At 45.7% G+C, this 13,983-nt stretch carries 16 protein-coding genes; 12 read left to right on the top strand and 4 right to left on the bottom strand.

The annotated features are described in order from the left end of the window. Positions 1-119: 119 nt before the first annotated feature. Positions 120-1,235 (bottom strand): 23S rRNA (adenine(2503)-C(2))-methyltransferase RlmN, encoded by a 1,116-nt coding sequence (gene rlmN, locus QUB12_RS27990; RefSeq protein WP_333309359.1) that lies wholly within the window; start codon positions 1,233-1,235, stop codon positions 120-122. Between the two features lie 340 nt (positions 1,236-1,575). Between rlmN and lgt the strand changes: the two genes are divergently transcribed. From lgt to QUB12_RS27975, 3 genes are all read left to right on the top strand, one after another. Further along, positions 1,576-2,469, top strand: coding sequence for a prolipoprotein diacylglyceryl transferase (gene lgt / locus QUB12_RS27985; RefSeq protein ID WP_333309357.1), 894 nt, complete (start codon positions 1,576-1,578; stop codon positions 2,467-2,469). Positions 2,470-2,589: 120 nt separating this feature from the next. Beyond that, complete coding sequence (cobM, locus tag QUB12_RS27980) at positions 2,590-3,369, top strand: precorrin-4 C(11)-methyltransferase (protein ID WP_333146281.1); 780 nt, start codon at positions 2,590-2,592, stop codon at positions 3,367-3,369. A gap of 65 nt (positions 3,370-3,434) precedes the next feature. After that, positions 3,435-4,313: a dienelactone hydrolase family protein gene (locus QUB12_RS27975; RefSeq protein ID WP_333146283.1), complete on the top strand. Its 879-nt coding sequence runs from the start codon at positions 3,435-3,437 to the stop codon at positions 4,311-4,313. A gap of 44 nt (positions 4,314-4,357) precedes the next feature. On the opposite strand, the gene QUB12_RS27970 is transcribed toward QUB12_RS27975, so the two are convergent. Next, complete coding sequence (locus QUB12_RS27970) at positions 4,358-5,545, bottom strand: transposase (RefSeq protein WP_333309355.1); 1,188 nt, start codon at positions 5,543-5,545, stop codon at positions 4,358-4,360. Positions 5,546-5,597: 52 nt separating this feature from the next. Here QUB12_RS27970 and tnpA point away from each other — a divergent pair, with 52 nt between their 5' ends. Both tnpA and QUB12_RS27960 read left to right on the top strand, forming a co-directional pair. Then, positions 5,598-5,996 (top strand): IS200/IS605 family transposase, encoded by a 399-nt coding sequence (gene tnpA, locus QUB12_RS27965; RefSeq protein WP_333284512.1) that lies wholly within the window; start codon positions 5,598-5,600, stop codon positions 5,994-5,996. A gap of 147 nt (positions 5,997-6,143) precedes the next feature. After that, positions 6,144-6,626, top strand: coding sequence for a flavin reductase family protein (locus tag QUB12_RS27960; protein WP_333309353.1), 483 nt, complete (start codon positions 6,144-6,146; stop codon positions 6,624-6,626). Between the two features lie 289 nt (positions 6,627-6,915). On the opposite strand, the gene QUB12_RS27955 is transcribed toward QUB12_RS27960, so the two are convergent. Next, complete coding sequence (locus QUB12_RS27955; protein WP_445300677.1) at positions 6,916-7,521, bottom strand: pyroglutamyl-peptidase I family protein; 606 nt, start codon at positions 7,519-7,521, stop codon at positions 6,916-6,918. A 172-nt stretch (positions 7,522-7,693) separates the two neighbouring features. On the opposite strand from QUB12_RS27955, the gene hisH reads away from it, so the two are divergent. From hisH to hpsN, 4 genes are all read left to right on the top strand, one after another. Next, positions 7,694-8,329, top strand: coding sequence for an imidazole glycerol phosphate synthase subunit HisH (hisH, locus tag QUB12_RS27950; RefSeq protein WP_333309351.1), 636 nt, complete (start codon positions 7,694-7,696; stop codon positions 8,327-8,329). Between the two features lie 283 nt (positions 8,330-8,612). Beyond that, a complete protein-coding gene (rsmD, locus tag QUB12_RS27945) occupies positions 8,613-9,155 on the top strand; it encodes a 16S rRNA (guanine(966)-N(2))-methyltransferase RsmD (RefSeq protein ID WP_333146293.1) in 543 nt (180 codons plus the stop codon). A gap of 256 nt (positions 9,156-9,411) precedes the next feature. Beyond that, positions 9,412-10,872 (top strand): phosphoglucosamine mutase, encoded by a 1,461-nt coding sequence (glmM, locus tag QUB12_RS27940; protein ID WP_333146296.1) that lies wholly within the window; start codon positions 9,412-9,414, stop codon positions 10,870-10,872. Between the two features lie 186 nt (positions 10,873-11,058). Beyond that, on the top strand, positions 11,059-12,033 hold the full coding sequence (gene hpsN, locus QUB12_RS27935) for a hormogonium polysaccharide biosynthesis glycosyltransferase HpsN (RefSeq protein ID WP_333146298.1): 975 nt from the start codon (positions 11,059-11,061) through the stop codon (positions 12,031-12,033). Here hpsN and QUB12_RS27930 read toward each other — a convergent pair. Beyond that, a complete protein-coding gene (locus QUB12_RS27930) occupies positions 12,020-12,172 on the bottom strand; it encodes a hypothetical protein (RefSeq protein WP_333146306.1) in 153 nt (50 codons plus the stop codon). The two genes, hpsN and QUB12_RS27930, sit on opposite strands and share 14 nt — an antisense overlap. On the opposite strand from QUB12_RS27930, the gene hpsO reads away from it, so the two are divergent. From hpsO to QUB12_RS27915, 3 genes are read left to right on the top strand one after another with little or no spacing between them, the layout of a single operon-like run. After that, positions 12,149-13,318 (top strand): hormogonium polysaccharide biosynthesis glycosyltransferase HpsO, encoded by a 1,170-nt coding sequence (gene hpsO / locus QUB12_RS27925; protein WP_333146300.1) that lies wholly within the window; start codon positions 12,149-12,151, stop codon positions 13,316-13,318. The two genes, QUB12_RS27930 and hpsO, sit on opposite strands and share 24 nt — an antisense overlap. Positions 13,319-13,361: 43 nt before the next feature. Then, on the top strand, positions 13,362-13,709 hold the full coding sequence (locus tag QUB12_RS27920; protein ID WP_333146302.1) for a hypothetical protein: 348 nt from the start codon (positions 13,362-13,364) through the stop codon (positions 13,707-13,709). Further along, positions 13,706-13,885 carry a hypothetical protein gene (locus QUB12_RS27915; RefSeq protein WP_333146304.1) on the top strand — a complete coding sequence of 60 codons (180 nt, stop codon included), beginning with the start codon at positions 13,706-13,708 and terminating at the stop codon, positions 13,883-13,885. Before QUB12_RS27920 ends, QUB12_RS27915 begins: the two co-directional genes overlap by 4 nt. Positions 13,886-13,983: the final 98 nt, after the last annotated feature.

The raw sequence follows: 13,983 nt of genomic DNA, 5'->3' as shown, positions 1-13,983 counted from the left end.
ACACCAATGGGCAATGGCGTTTACCTACATTAGTAAGGTGCGTGACATCATAGCTTCTGAATGATTGATAAAATAACTCACTCTGACGTACCCTACGATAATGTTTAGTGGTAAAAAATCTACTTCTCAACCTCGGATGCCCGCAATTGTCCGCAGGCTGCATCTGCTTCTAAGCCGCGAGAATACCGCACGCTAACTGCAATTTTCTTTTCCTTCAAAGTCGCAACGAAACTGTTAATTCGATTGGGAGTCGGTCGCTTATATTCAGCTTCCTGAATCGGATTGTAAGGAATCAAATTGACGTGACACTGAAAACCGCGCAAGTGAGTTGCTAACTCTGCTGCGTGTTCCGGTAAGTCATTCACACCTGCTAAAAGTACGTATTCAAAACTCAATCTGCGTCCAGTCGATCGCACATATTCCCGACATTCTGCGATTAATTCACCCAAAGGATAAGGGCGGGCGCTAGGAATTAACTCTTCGCGCAATCTTTGATTGGAAGCGTGGAGGCTGACGGCGAGGGTAACTTGCAGTTGATGTTCGGCTAGTTGGCTGATGCGATTGCGAATTCCTACTGTAGAAATGGTGATGTTTCGCTGTCCAATTCCTACATCTTGATTCAAACACTTGACAGCAGCTACAACATTATCGAAATTCAGCAGGGGTTCGCCCATACCCATAAATACGATGTGGCTGACTCGGCGGCCGAAATCTTGTTGTACTGTCAAGACTTGATCGACGATTTCGTGTTTTTCTAAATTGCGCTTGAAACCGCCTTTTCCGGTAGCGCAAAAGTCGCAGCCCATCGCGCAGCCAACTTGGGCTGAGACGCACACAGTCAGTCGTTTATCGGTGGGAATGCCGACTGTTTCAATGATTTGACCGTCTGCCAATTTTAAGAGATACTTTACCGTGGCGTCTGGTGCGACCGATCGATAGTGAATAGTCGATCGCCCGATCGGGATTTTAGCAACAGTCTCGCGCCACTGTTTCGAGAATACAGAAATATCAGAGATCGATCGGGCACCTTTCTCATAAATCCACTGGTACAACTGCTTTCCGCGATAAGCCGGTTGTCCCTGCTGCTGCACCCACTCCGTTAACTCAGCTAAACTCGCCCCCAACAAGGGCGGAATTTTACCCGACTCAACAGCCAAAGCAGCAGTCTTGCGAGACTGATTCGCACCCTTGGAATTACCAGAAGAGTACACCTGAGAAACGGAAGTAGGAGACATAAGTCATCAGAAAATTTAAAGCCACCCTCTATATTAAAACTTCTAGACCAAACCTGCCGTTAATCCTCCAGAAGGCGAAGTCTCGATCCCCCCTAAATCCCCCTTAAGAAGGCGGACTTTGAGAATAATCCGGTTCCCCCCTTTTTAAGGGGGGTTAGGGGGGATATTATTGTGGACTCACAAAGAAAACTCCAGACACAAATGTCCCCAACAAAGTTAATTTTTGGCAAAATTCCCCAAATATTGCGTGTAAATGACCGCCGCCCCCTAAAATAAACTCTGGAGTTTGTTCAAGGGTATGCAAATTTGACAGCTTTCCATCACAATTAATGCAACTTTTATGGTGCTAAATATTCTTGCGCTGCCCTTAGCGTTTCAATTTACATCGCCTGGCCCAATTATCTTTGAACTTGGCCCCGTAGCCATCCGCTGGTACGGGCTGTTGATAGCTTCGGCCGTCTTGATTGGGGTCAGTCTGTCGCAATACTTGGCCGAAAAGCGCCGCGTTAACCCGGAATTATTGGGTGATTTGGCAATTTGGCTGGTTTTGGGCGCTATTCCCTGTGCTCGAATTTATTACGTGGCTTTCGAGTGGCAGCAATACGCCCAGAGGCCTGAAGATATTATTGCGATTTGGAAAGGCGGAATTGCCATTCACGGGGCGATTTTGGGTGGGACGATCGCAGCTTTAATTTTTGCGAAAATTCAGCGAGTTTCTTTTTGGCAATTGGCAGATTTAATCGCGCCTTCGGCAATTCTCGGTCAGGCGATCGGACGCTGGGGAAATTTCTTTAACTCCGAAGCTTTTGGCAGTCCTACGGATTTGCCTTGGAAACTCTATATTCCGGCCAACAGCCGCCCGCCCGCCTATGCTAATTTTGAATACTTCCACCCCACATTTCTCTACGAATCCCTGTGGAATTTGACAGTATTTGGGTTGCTTCTGAGTTTATTTTTTCGCGATCTGCAGGGCAAAATTCGCTTGAAAACTGGTGCTTTATTTTTGGTTTATATCGCAGCTTACAGTTCCGGTAGAGTCTGGATTGAAGGGTTGCGGACTGATAGTTTGATGTTCGGGCCGCTGCGGACGGCACAGATGGTAAGCTTGACTGGGATTGTGTTAGGGTTGGGCGGGTTAGCTTGGCTTTATTTGCTCGCTCGACCTTTACCCGATGTTGTGTCCCCCAATAGCGATCGGGCAAAGATCACTCCGAAATTGCCAGAGGATCAATAAAAAACCCCAGAGAGGTTAGTCTCTAGGGTTCAAAACCAGGGTGCATCTACCATCTATTACTTCCAACCAAAATAGGTACATCCGGAAGCGTCCGTAAATTTAGCAAATTTGTTAGCAGCAATGAGTTTGACAGAGATTGAAGCCCTAATTCCAGGGGTATACATTGTAGGTGCAGGCCCGGGAGACCCGGATTTGTTGACTGTTAAGGCTCAAAAATTACTGGCTGCAGCCGATGTCATATTATTTGCTGACTCGCTAGTGCCAGAGCAAATTTTGCAGGGGGTACGCGCAGATGCTGAAGTGATCCAAACTGCGGATAAGACCCTCGAAGAGATTGTACCTTTGATGGTGCAACGAGTGCGCGACGGAAAAAGCCTCGTCCGTCTGCATTCCGGCGATCCCTGTCTCTACGGGGCCGTCGGGGAACAAATGCAAGCTTTGGCCTTGGAGGGAATTGCTTTTGAGGTAATCCCAGGAATTAGCGCTTTCCAACTTGCGGCGGCTAAACTTAAAATTGAGTTGACAGTTCCGGGAGTTGTGCAGACAATTATTTTGACGCGAATTAGCGGCAGAACCGAAGTACCCGATCGCGAAGAATTGGCGAGTTTAGCGGCTCATCAAGCGAGTTTGTGCCTGTATTTGAGCGCCCGCCATGTCGAAAAAGCTCAAGCTAAATTGATGGAACATTACCCCTCGGATTTGCCGGTAGCGATTTGTTATCGCTTGGGCTGGTCGGATGAAAAAATTGTGCTAGTTCCCCTTGACAAAATGGCAGTTGCTACCCGCGAAAATAATTTGATCAGAACGACAATGTATGTGATTAGTCCGGCGTTGGGAAAATCAGCACAAGGGCGATCGCGCTTGTACCATCCAGAGCACGATCGGCTTTTCCGTCAGTAGTCAGTTGGCAGTTGGCAGTTGGCAGTTGCAATGCCCAATGCCCAATTCCCAATGCCCAATTCCCAATGCCCAATTCCCAATGCCCAATTCCCCATTCCCCATTCCCGATGAAAGATTTAACTCGCAGACAATTTATCATTGTCACCGCATTAAGCGCCGGATTTACCTTAGCAGTTCATCCTATTGCGGCTGCCGTTATCAATACGGATGCTGCTGGTTTAGTTGCCGGTGAGGTAAAAATTCCCGTAAAAGACGGCTCAATTCCAGCCTACAGAGCAATGCCCGCCAGCGGCAGCAATTTTCCAGTAATTTTAGTAATTCAAGAAATCTTCGGAGTCCACGCCCACCTTCAAGATATTTGCCGGCGTTTGGCAAAATTAGGTTATTTAGCGATCGCCCCAGAAATGTTTGCCCGTCAAGGTGATGTTTCTAAAATCACCGACATTCAAGAAATTAGGAGTAAAGTTGTCTCGAAAGTTCCTGACGCTCAAGCTATGTCGGATTTAGATGCTACCGTAGATTGGGCACAAAAGTCAGGAAAAGGCAATACTAATAAGTTGGGAATTACAGGATTTTGCTGGGGTGGCAGAATTGTTTGGCTGTACTCTTCTCACAACCCAAAAGTCAAAGCAGGAGTAGCTTGGTACGGGCGCGTGGTTGGCAATTCTACGGATTTAACTCCCAAACAGCCGATCGACATTGCAGCCAGTTTGAAAGTGCCCGTATTGGGGCTTTACGGGGGCAAAGACCAGTCAATTCCCAACGATACAGTTGAGAAAATGCAGGAAGTTCTCAAAACTGGCAGCAGCGGTTCCGAAATAGTGCTTTATCCAGATGCGCCACACGCTTTTAACGCCGACTATCGCCCCAGTTACCGGAAAAAAGAAGCTGAGGATGGTTGGAAACGGATGCAAGATTGGTTTAAAAAGTATGGAGTTTCTTGACAGTTGTAAGCTGTTAATTTTGACTTAAAACTGGTTTGAAATACTCACCGGCTATCAGGCGCGGTGATTCTTGACGCTTCATAGGGTTCTGCTACCGGAGTAGTCTGACAATCCCTCTGCGCCCGTTTTGAGTCGTGGCGATTCCCCATCCCGACTTTTTGTATGTTCCTCGAAGCATTTTGATCTCTGTCTTGCTCAGTGCCACAACTAACACAAAGCACTGAACGAATAGACAAATCAATTTTGCCCCATTTAAAACCACAATCCGCACAAACTTGGCTAGTAGGTCCCCACCTACTAATTACCTGAAATTCTCTACCAAACTTTTCAGACTTAGCCTCACAGAGAGTCCTGAATTCTCGCCATCCTTGCTGACTAATTGCCCGTGAAAGCTTCCGGTTTTTCACCATTCCTGATACATTCAAGTCTTCCAAAATAATCACTTGGTTTTCGTTGACTACTTTGGTTGATAATTTATGCAGGAAATCTTTGCGGGCATCGGCAATGCGGTTGTGCAACTTAGCAATTTTGATTCGGGTTGCGTTTCTCCTTTTAGAGTCTTTTGGTTGACGAGCTAATTTGCGCTGGAGTTTGCGAACTTTCCGGTCTAATTTTTTGTAGTTAGGGCTTTCGGCTTTTTCACCATTGCTCATCACTGCAAAAGTTTTAATCCCCAAATCGATTCCGATGCTTTGGTTTTTGGCATCAGAATGAACGGGTTGAACTTCTACCACAAAGCTTAGGAAATAACGATTTGCACAATCTTTGATTACCGTGACTGAGCTAGGTTCAGATGGAAGTTCTCTTGACCATATTGGGCTTACAATACCAATCTTGGCTAAATAGACACCGCCATTTTTTAGAGAAAAACCGCCAATCCTAAATCGGGCCGACTGGCTATTTGTTCTTTTCTTGAACTTAGGATAACCAACCTTACGACCTTTTCTCTTCCCCTTGCAGGAATCGAAGAAGTTTTTAAAAGCTGTTTCTAAGTCTGCTACAGATTGCTGTAGAGGAATATTAGAAACCTCGCTCAGCCAAGCTCTTTCTTCGGTCTTTTTCGCTTGGGTTATTACGATTTTTTGCAAATCAGACGAACTTGGTTTTTTTTCAGACTGTTTACAGAGAGCCAGACTGTCGTTCCAGACCATGCGGACGCAGCCAAACAGCCGAGCCAAGCTCTGTCTCTGTTCGGTCGTCGGATAAAATCTGTACCGGAATCTCGCCTTCATGGTTATACTGAATGTTGGTCTGTAAGTTTGATTATATATTGGTCTGTAAGTAATGACAACAGTTTACCGTCGCGAGCGCAATTCTGTTACACAACTTAAAATACACTTGGTATGTATAACAAAATATCGTCGGTCTGTATTCACGAGCGAAGGTCTTGATTTGATTGAAAAGTCGTTTCGAGAAGTAGCCCAAAAAATGAACTTTCAAGTGCTAGAGTTCAACGGGGAAGCCGATCATGTTCATACGCTGATCGAGTATCCGCCTAAATTGTCGATATCTCAAATAGTTAACGCACTCAAAGGTGTTTCCAGTCGTCGATACGGACAGGCTGGACACAAAAAACCCCACAAAGAAGCATTATGGAGTCCTAGTTATTTTGCTGTTTCTGTTGGGGGTGCGCCTTTAGAAGTTTTGAAAGAGTATATTAGAAATCAAGAAAAGCCGTCCTAGAAGGACGGGGCTTGTATCCCATTTTTCTTGGTCAATTTTGGGATCGAAAAAGTCAATATTAGCGAATAGCCCTTAAGACAGTTGGGTTTGTGGGCCCGACATTGGTAAACTGAGCGGTGTAGAATTATCGATCGAACAGGTAAGCCCGTGCTAGACGAACAAGCTAAAAAGACCATCTTGCGGAAAATCCCTCACGGATTGTACATCTGCGGTGTCAAAGACGGGGAGGAAGTCAACGGTTTCACCGCTAGCTGGGTGATGCAATCTTCCTTTACCCCTCCCTTAGTTGTCAACTGCGTCAAGCAAGACTCCAAATCCCACGCCATGATCAAAGCCAGCGGTGTCTTTGCTTTGAGTTTCCTAGAAGCGGGACAGAAAGAATTAGCCCAGAAATTCTTCAAGCAGCAGCGCCGCGTTGGCAATAAATTTGAGGATGTAGAATTTTATCCGGGCCCGGAAACTGGTTGTCCGATTATCTCGGATTCTCTGGGTTACATCGAGTGCAAAGTTGTCGGGGGTGTGGAACACGGGGATCACACGGTTTATGTGGGAGAAGTTTTGGCAGCCGGCGTCCACCGAGAAGGCAATCCGTTGCTGCTAGAAAGCACCGGTTGGAATTACGGCGGCTAAAGACTTGGCAGTTGCTAGTTTCGCACTCCATCTCAGAAACCGGGTTTCTACGAGTTTTGGCGATGAATAACGAGAAATATTCGTATAAACCCGGTTTCTCGCCCCTGCGCTCAATCTCAGAAACCGGGTTTCTATAAGTTTTTGCGCTAAGTTTGTAGGGTGCGTCGCTTGCTATATCTTGGATAGAACTTGCAGATGTTTGATGGCGACGCACCTTACACTGGATATCGCCCGCGATCGTGTGTACCACATATACATGGAATATGCTGTATACCCAGAAACCCGGTTTCTAGTCTCTGCGTGTAGTTAAGCGGCGTATAATTAATAAAAAATCGGCGACAATTTTGTCGGCATTTTCTTCTGTCAAAATTGGTACGTGTACGAAAATACATTTGGTGCTAAGTTGAGAATCTGCAAGGTGTTTTAAAACCGCATAATATAGGGCTTCGCAAACAAATTTCCCGGCTTTGTGACTGATTTCTGTTGCGGCTAAATCAGCGACTAGCGGTTCGAGATTAACTGCTGTTTTCAGAATGTCGCGATCGCAGCAAGCGCAGGATTCTACGGTTAATTTTTGCCGACTTTCGGCCATGCCACAGCAGATAATAGTATCGGGTTGGAGTTGGTTGATTTCGGCGATCGCCAAATTCGGTGCTTGCTGAAAATCTACTGGCAGTTTCCTCAAAAAAGTCAGGGAATCAGGCAAAGATTTTATCTGGGAAATCTTGGCTAATAAGTCGTCGGAGGAGTTGGATTTCTGATGGGGAAGCCAAGTATCAAATGAGGTCAGCAGGATTTTGGTTGTCATAAATGATGGGGGATTGTTAACTGTTGACTGTTGACTGTTAACTGTTAACAGTTGACTGTTGACTGTTAACAGTTGACTAATGACCAATGACTAATGACTAATGACTAATGACTAATGACTAATGACTAATGATTAATGACTAATGACTAATGACTAATGACTAATGACTAATGACTAATGACTAATGACTAATGACTAATGACTAATGACTAATTGTATGCAATAATACTGATATCGATCATATAAGGCAAGTAAGTCAATGTCTGTCATTGCAGTAGTAGACTATGACATGGGCAATCTGCACTCAGTCTGTAAAGGCTTGGAAAATGTGGGTGCAGTGCCAAAAATTACAGATTCTCCTGCTATAATCGAGCAGGCTGATGCGGTGGTTTTGCCGGGGGTGGGTTCGTTTGACCCGGCAATGCAGAATTTACGATCGCGCAATTTGATAGAACCGATAAAAAGGGCGATCGCCTCTGGAAAACCTTTTTTAGGCATTTGTTTGGGTTTGCAAATTCTGTTTGAAAGTTCCGAAGAAGGCATAGAACCGGGATTGGGCGTTATTGCGGGAAAAGTGCGCCGATTTCGCTCGGAACCGGGTTTGACAATTCCCCACATGGGATGGAATCAATTGCAATTTACTCAGCAGAATTTGCCGCTGTGGCAAAATTTACCGTCTGATCCTTGGGTTTATTTCGTGCATTCTTATTATGTCGATCCTGTTGATTTGGAAGTGCGATCGGCAATTGTGACTCACGGTAGTCAAAACGTGACGGCGGCTATAGCTAAAGATAATCTGATGGCCGTGCAGTTTCACCCGGAAAAGTCTTCGAGTACGGGATTGCAAATGCTGTCAAATTTTGTCAGTCTGGTGAGGGAAAAAGTACCTGCTTAGGTGGCATGAATCTTAAAAAAAACCCGGTAGATTGCCGAAACCGGGTTTGACATTTTTAAAAGTCTTTTTCCTTCTTCTTTCTTCCTGACATCCGTTACATCTGAGATGTTGCACCATTCTCAATTACTTGTTTAGGAACAGGCAAGATGCCTGTTCCACAAGAAAATTTACTCTTTGTGGAACAGGCATCTTGCCTGTTCTTGAGAATGGTGCAAGATGTGAGTTACATCCGTTACATCCGTTACAGAATCCGTTGCCGAACTTCCTTCTTCCTTCTTCCTAAATGACTTTAAGAATCAGTGGCAATCGCCAAATCAAAACCCTGCCGGGACTCGCAACTCGCCCTACACCTTCGCGAGTCAGAGAAGCTTTATTTAATATTTGGCAAGGGACGATCGCAGATTGCAGATGGCTTGACATTTGTACAGGCAGTGGTTCGATGGGTGCAGAAGCTTTGTGTCGTCAAGCCGCGAGTGTCACTGGCATCGAACAGTCGGCGAAAGCTTGTGCGATTATCCGCGAAAACTGGGAGAAAATAGCAGACTCGTCCCAAACATTCCAAATACTGCGGGGAAACGCGACGGCGAAGTTGGCGGCACTAGCGGGGCAGCAGTTCGATCGCATTTACTTCGATCCGCCCTACGCCAGCGACTTGTACGAACCTGTGTTAAACACGATCGCCAGCCAAGAAATGCTAGCACTCCTCGGCGAAATGGCCGTCGAACACAGCCCGGAGCGATCGACACAACCAATTTCCGGCCTAGAAATTTGCCGCCATAAAATATACGGCAATACAGCATTAACCTTCTATACCCGCAGTTGCTGAGAGGCTCAAACCGCAGCAGCGTCACTCCTGCAGGCAAAAAGAAACCGGGTTTCCTGGCGTTGGCGCCCCCGGTACTAAAAGTTTTTCCATTGCGTACAATACAAATTTTTCCGATGAAGTTAAGCTTGGTGCGTAGGTTGTCAAAGCAAGTTGCTTCAGCAATTGACGAAATAAATGGAGTTTAGGCTGAAAATAAAGACTTTCAGTTGTAACATGAACCCAAACTGTGAGTGTGAATATTCCTAAAGGAGTGAATATGGTTCAGACACCTTCGCGCCCTCGTGGCAGCGAGTTTCCGGCTGCTAACTCGGTACAGCCAGTCAAACGCGATACGATTCTGGTGGGAGATAGCCTCCCCCTGCCCAATACCAAACTCTTCGGAACAGACGGCATTCGCGGGAAAGTTGGAGAATTGCTGAATGCACCCCTAGCCCTGCAAGTGGGCTTCTGGGCTGGACAAGTTCTACGGCAAAATTCCCCCAACCAGGGGCCTGTGATTTTGGGGCAAGACAGCAGGAATTCCAGCGATATGCTGGCAATGGCACTGTCAGCGGGTTTGACAGCCGCCGGTTTAGAAGTTTGGAATTTGGGATTGTGTCCCACTCCCTGCGTTGCTTATCTGGCAAGCGTTTCGGAGTCGGTCGGCGGAGTGATGATTTCGGCTTCTCACAATCCCCCAGAAGACAACGGCATTAAATTTTTCGGCTCAAACGGCTCCAAGCTGTCGCAGCAGTTGCAGGAACAAATCGAAGCGGGAATCCGGGGGGCAAAGGTTCCAATTGCTAGCTTGGGTTTGGGACACCACTACCATCGGTCTGAGTTGGTTAAAGATTATGCCACTTCCCTCTGTGATTCGCTGCAACAGATGAATTTGGAGGGAATGCGGATAGTTTTGGATTTGGCTTGGGGGGCGGCCGCGGGTTTGGCGCCGGCGGTGTTCGCGCAAATGGGGGCGGATGTTATCTGTTTGCACGACTCTCCTGATGGCGATCGTATTAATGTTAACTGCGGTTCTACTCATCTCGACAGTTTGCAAGCGGCTGTTTTGGAACACAATGCCGATTTGGGCTTTGCTTTTGACGGCGATGCCGATCGAGTTTTGTGTGTTGACAACCAAGGTCGAACGATTGACGGCGATTACATTCTTTATCTGTGGGGCCGGCAGTTACGCGACTCCGAACAGTTACCATCCAATTTAATTATTTCTACTGTAATGGCTAACCTCGGCTTCGAGCGAGCTTGGGAAGAATTGGGGGGCAAACTAACTAGAACCAACGTCGGAGATCAGTACGTTCACGCTGAAATGCAGCGCACTGGTGCGATGTTGGGCGGCGAACAGTCGGGACACATTCTTTGTCCGCATTACGGTATCAGCGGCGACGGTTTGCTGACGGCTTTGCATTTGGCTTCGCTGGTGCGCCAGTCCGGGGAATCTTTGGCACAATTGGTAAGTGGCAGTTTCCAAACTTATCCGCAGTTGCTGCGGAATATTCGGGTGGACGATCGCGAAAAACGCCTGAAATGGCACGAGTGCGAGGCAATGCAAAGTGCGATCGAACGTGCTACAACAGCAATGGGAGAACAGGGACGGGTTTTGGTTCGCGCTTCTGGCACTGAACCGCTCATGCGAGTTATGGTGGAAGCTGCTAGCGCCGAATTGGCTAATTTCTGGACTGAAAATTTAGTTTTAGCCGTTCAGCAACACATAGCCATCTGATGGAAAGGGGGAATTCCTAAAACTTTTGAGTTTTGAGTTTTGAGTTTTGAGTTGAAATCTTTTAATTCAAAATTCATAAATCAAAATTTCTAACTATTAATTTCGAGTTTTAATCAACTTCTCCAAAAATAACGAGGGGGGCAGGTATCCTGCCTACCCTTAACTTTATTTTCACTCAATTGTGTGATGATGATTTCTGTTGTGATACCCACCTACAACCGCGAGCAACCTCTGCGAGAGACATTGGCTGATGCGATTGGGCAAAATTACCCGAATTTTGAAGTGCTGGTAATCGATCAAACTCGCACCCACGAATCAGAAACTCAAGTTTATTTAGAGGAATTGGCAAATGCTGGCAAAATTCGCTGGTTTAGAGTAGATTGGGCGAGTTTGCCGGCTGCTCGAAATTATGCAGTGCGGCGCGCAGTGGGAGAGATTATTTTATTTATTGATGATGATGTACAATTGCCAGATGGTTTTTTGGCTGCTCACGCTGACAACTATTTAGAAAAACCCGATGTGGGATGTGTGGCGGGCAGGGTTTTTGACAGAATGAAACTGGATAATTCTGGAGGCGATTTGGCGATCGAATATTTGCCCTCAGAAGCTATGGATGCGGGCATTGCCTGGTATTTTATCGATTTGGTGCATACAGTAAAACCGCAGCAGGTGCTCTCGGCTAGAGGCTGCAATATGTCATTTCGTCGGCAGGTTTTTGCCGAGTGCGGGCTGAGGTTTGACGAGCGGTTTGCAGGGAGTGCGGTGCGGGAGGAGTCGGATTTTTGTTTGAGATTGCGATCGACTGGCATGAAAATTTGGTACGATCCCAATGCGTGTTTAGTTCACTTGGGGGAAGAGAGCGGGGGCTGTCACGATGTCAGCACGCGATCGATCGAGTATCAAGTCACATTTTATCACAACCATTTCCTCATGGGATTGAAAAATTTAACAGCCTTTCAATGCCTGCGATTTTTTGCCAAACTGTTTGACTGCCACGTTTGGGGAAATCCACCTTGTTATAAAAGCCACTCGCCCATTAAAATTATAACTAGATTTGCTTTTTATATCCTGGGTTTTCTCAGTGCTATAAATACACTAATTCAATCTCTGTGGAATGATGGACAAACTTACACCCATCAAGACAAGATTAACGCTCAATAATTCCCAATTCCCCATTCCCAATTCCCCATGCCCAATGCCCCATTCCCAATGCCCAATGCCCCATTCCCAATGCCCAATGCCCCATGCCCCATTCCCCATTCCCCATTCCCAATAAATGAGAATTCTCGTGGCTAGTCACACCTATATTGTGGACATTAATCGGGAAAAATTCAAGATATTAGCCAACCTAGAACCCGATATTGAAGTAACAGTTGTAGTGCCGCAGCGTTGGAAACCGGGAGGCGTACAAAATAAAATTATAGAAACGCAATTTTATGAAAAAGGCTCATTTAAAGTAGTCCCCGTCTCCAACTTTAGTCAAAACAATCAAGGGTTGCTAACTTTTGGTATAGATTTAATTGAAGTTCTGCAAAAAATTAAACCGCAGATAATTCAAGTTGAACAAGGTGCAAAATCTCTTGCTTGCGCTCAGTTAATCTTACTCAATAAACTCCTAAAACTGCAAGCAAAAAATATATTATTTACTTGGTGGAATCTGCCTTATCAATTGAATTGGCCCGTTTCAGTCTTAGAAAATTACAATCTTCAGCACACCGACGGAATTATTGCAGGCAACCTAGATGGAGCTAAAATTTTGCGGCAGCGGGGCTATCAAGGTGCGGTAAAAGTAATGCCACAACTCGGCGTAGATGAAACTTTGTTTCGCCCCACTGGTAAAGACGCTGATTTATCGCGCAGCTTTGGCATTAAACCGACCGATTTTGTGGTAGGATTTGTAGGTCGATTTGTCGAAGAAAAAGGATTGTTGACTTTAGCTGAAGCCTTGGCAGGGTTGAAAAAAAGCTCTTGGAAGTGGCTGTTAGTAGGACAAGGAAAATTGCGGAAGCACCTCGCCGAAAAATGTATTGAAGGGGGAATCAGCGACCGAATAATCTGGGTAGAAAGCGTTTCCCACGAAGAAATTCCCCCTTACATTAACTTAATGAACTGTTTGGTATTGCCCTCGCAAACCAGCTATAAATTCAAAACTCTGACCACGGTGGGCTGGAAAGAACAATTCGGTCACGTTTTAATTGAAGCGATGGCCTGTCACATTCCGGTTATTGGTTCCGACTGCGGGGAAATTCCCCACGTCATCGGCGATGCGGGGTTATTATTCCCAGAAGGAAATGCAGGGGTTTTGCGAGAGTGTTTGCAGAAATTGATGGAGCGGCGGGAGTTGGCGGCCGATTTGGGCGATCGGGGTTATCATAGAGCGATGAGCAATTATACAAATAAAGCTTTAGCTGAGCAGTTATTGGACTTCTACAAAGAATTGTTGTAACTTTTAGCAGTATAATGCAAGTGTTAAATAAAAACTGTAGTAAATGTCTATTCCTTCCGAGATACGCTCTTTGGTTGACGAACTCTACCAGGTACTAGACGATAGCGATCGCCAAGCAACGCAGGGACTTTTTGCACTTAGAAGAGCAATGTCTCTTTTTCCCCAGAATGAAATACTGATGCAATACTTTTCTTCGATCAGTAATTTTCAATTCTGCGTATCAGGTGTTCGCTTACAAGCAGAGCACATTGTGGGCAATGTATTGATGGCTGGTGTGCCCGATGAAGATGTTCAAAAAGCAGGAGATTATTTAGCAGCCTTGCTACATATGGCTCCTGAATCGAAAATTATGATAGACAAAGTAGTTGAGAGATTAGAAGCATTGCCATGAAACAATTACCAGATGAAAGCCAACTCCTGGAAATCCTGGAAATTGTGAAAGCCGCGGAAGCAAAAGCCAGTGAAATGTATGAATTTTCCAAGACAATGGCTCACAATACCCAAATTACAGCAACAAAGAGAGAGGAAGCTGAACAGCTAGACGGGCAGCCTTTTGCAGATAATTAAATTTGTAAGGGGAGATGTTGGTAAGCTGTTGCACATTTAAACTGTGATACAATCATTACCCTTATTTTTGATTTTGCGACCCCATTTAATTATTAATT

It is taken from the genome of Microcoleus sp. B7-D4 (assembly GCF_036705125.1).
Taxonomy (GTDB): domain Bacteria; phylum Cyanobacteriota; class Cyanobacteriia; order Cyanobacteriales; family Microcoleaceae; genus Microcoleus.
Note: the sequence above shows the minus strand (reverse complement) of the source record. Positions and strands in the feature narration are given on the sequence as shown.

Coding starts and splice junctions, on each gene's coding strand:
- rlmN (WP_333309359.1), bottom strand. CDS start 1,235: ATGTCTCCTACTTCCGTTTCTCAGGTGTACTCTTCTGGTAATTCCAAG.
- lgt (WP_333309357.1), top strand. CDS start 1,576: ATGGTGCTAAATATTCTTGCGCTGCCCTTAGCGTTTCAATTTACATCG.
- cobM (WP_333146281.1), top strand. CDS start 2,590: ATGAGTTTGACAGAGATTGAAGCCCTAATTCCAGGGGTATACATTGTA.
- QUB12_RS27975 (WP_333146283.1), top strand. CDS start 3,435: ATGCCCAATTCCCAATGCCCAATTCCCCATTCCCCATTCCCGATGAAA.
- QUB12_RS27970 (WP_333309355.1), bottom strand. CDS start 5,545: ATGAAGGCGAGATTCCGGTACAGATTTTATCCGACGACCGAACAGAGA.
- tnpA (WP_333284512.1), top strand. CDS start 5,598: ATGACAACAGTTTACCGTCGCGAGCGCAATTCTGTTACACAACTTAAA.
- hisH (WP_333309351.1), top strand. CDS start 7,694: ATGTCTGTCATTGCAGTAGTAGACTATGACATGGGCAATCTGCACTCA.
- rsmD (WP_333146293.1), top strand. CDS start 8,613: ATGACTTTAAGAATCAGTGGCAATCGCCAAATCAAAACCCTGCCGGGA.
- glmM (WP_333146296.1), top strand. CDS start 9,412: ATGGTTCAGACACCTTCGCGCCCTCGTGGCAGCGAGTTTCCGGCTGCT.
- hpsN (WP_333146298.1), top strand. CDS start 11,059: ATGATGATTTCTGTTGTGATACCCACCTACAACCGCGAGCAACCTCTG.
- hpsO (WP_333146300.1), top strand. CDS start 12,149: ATGAGAATTCTCGTGGCTAGTCACACCTATATTGTGGACATTAATCGG.
- QUB12_RS27920 (WP_333146302.1), top strand. CDS start 13,362: ATGTCTATTCCTTCCGAGATACGCTCTTTGGTTGACGAACTCTACCAG.
- QUB12_RS27915 (WP_333146304.1), top strand. CDS start 13,706: ATGAAACAATTACCAGATGAAAGCCAACTCCTGGAAATCCTGGAAATT.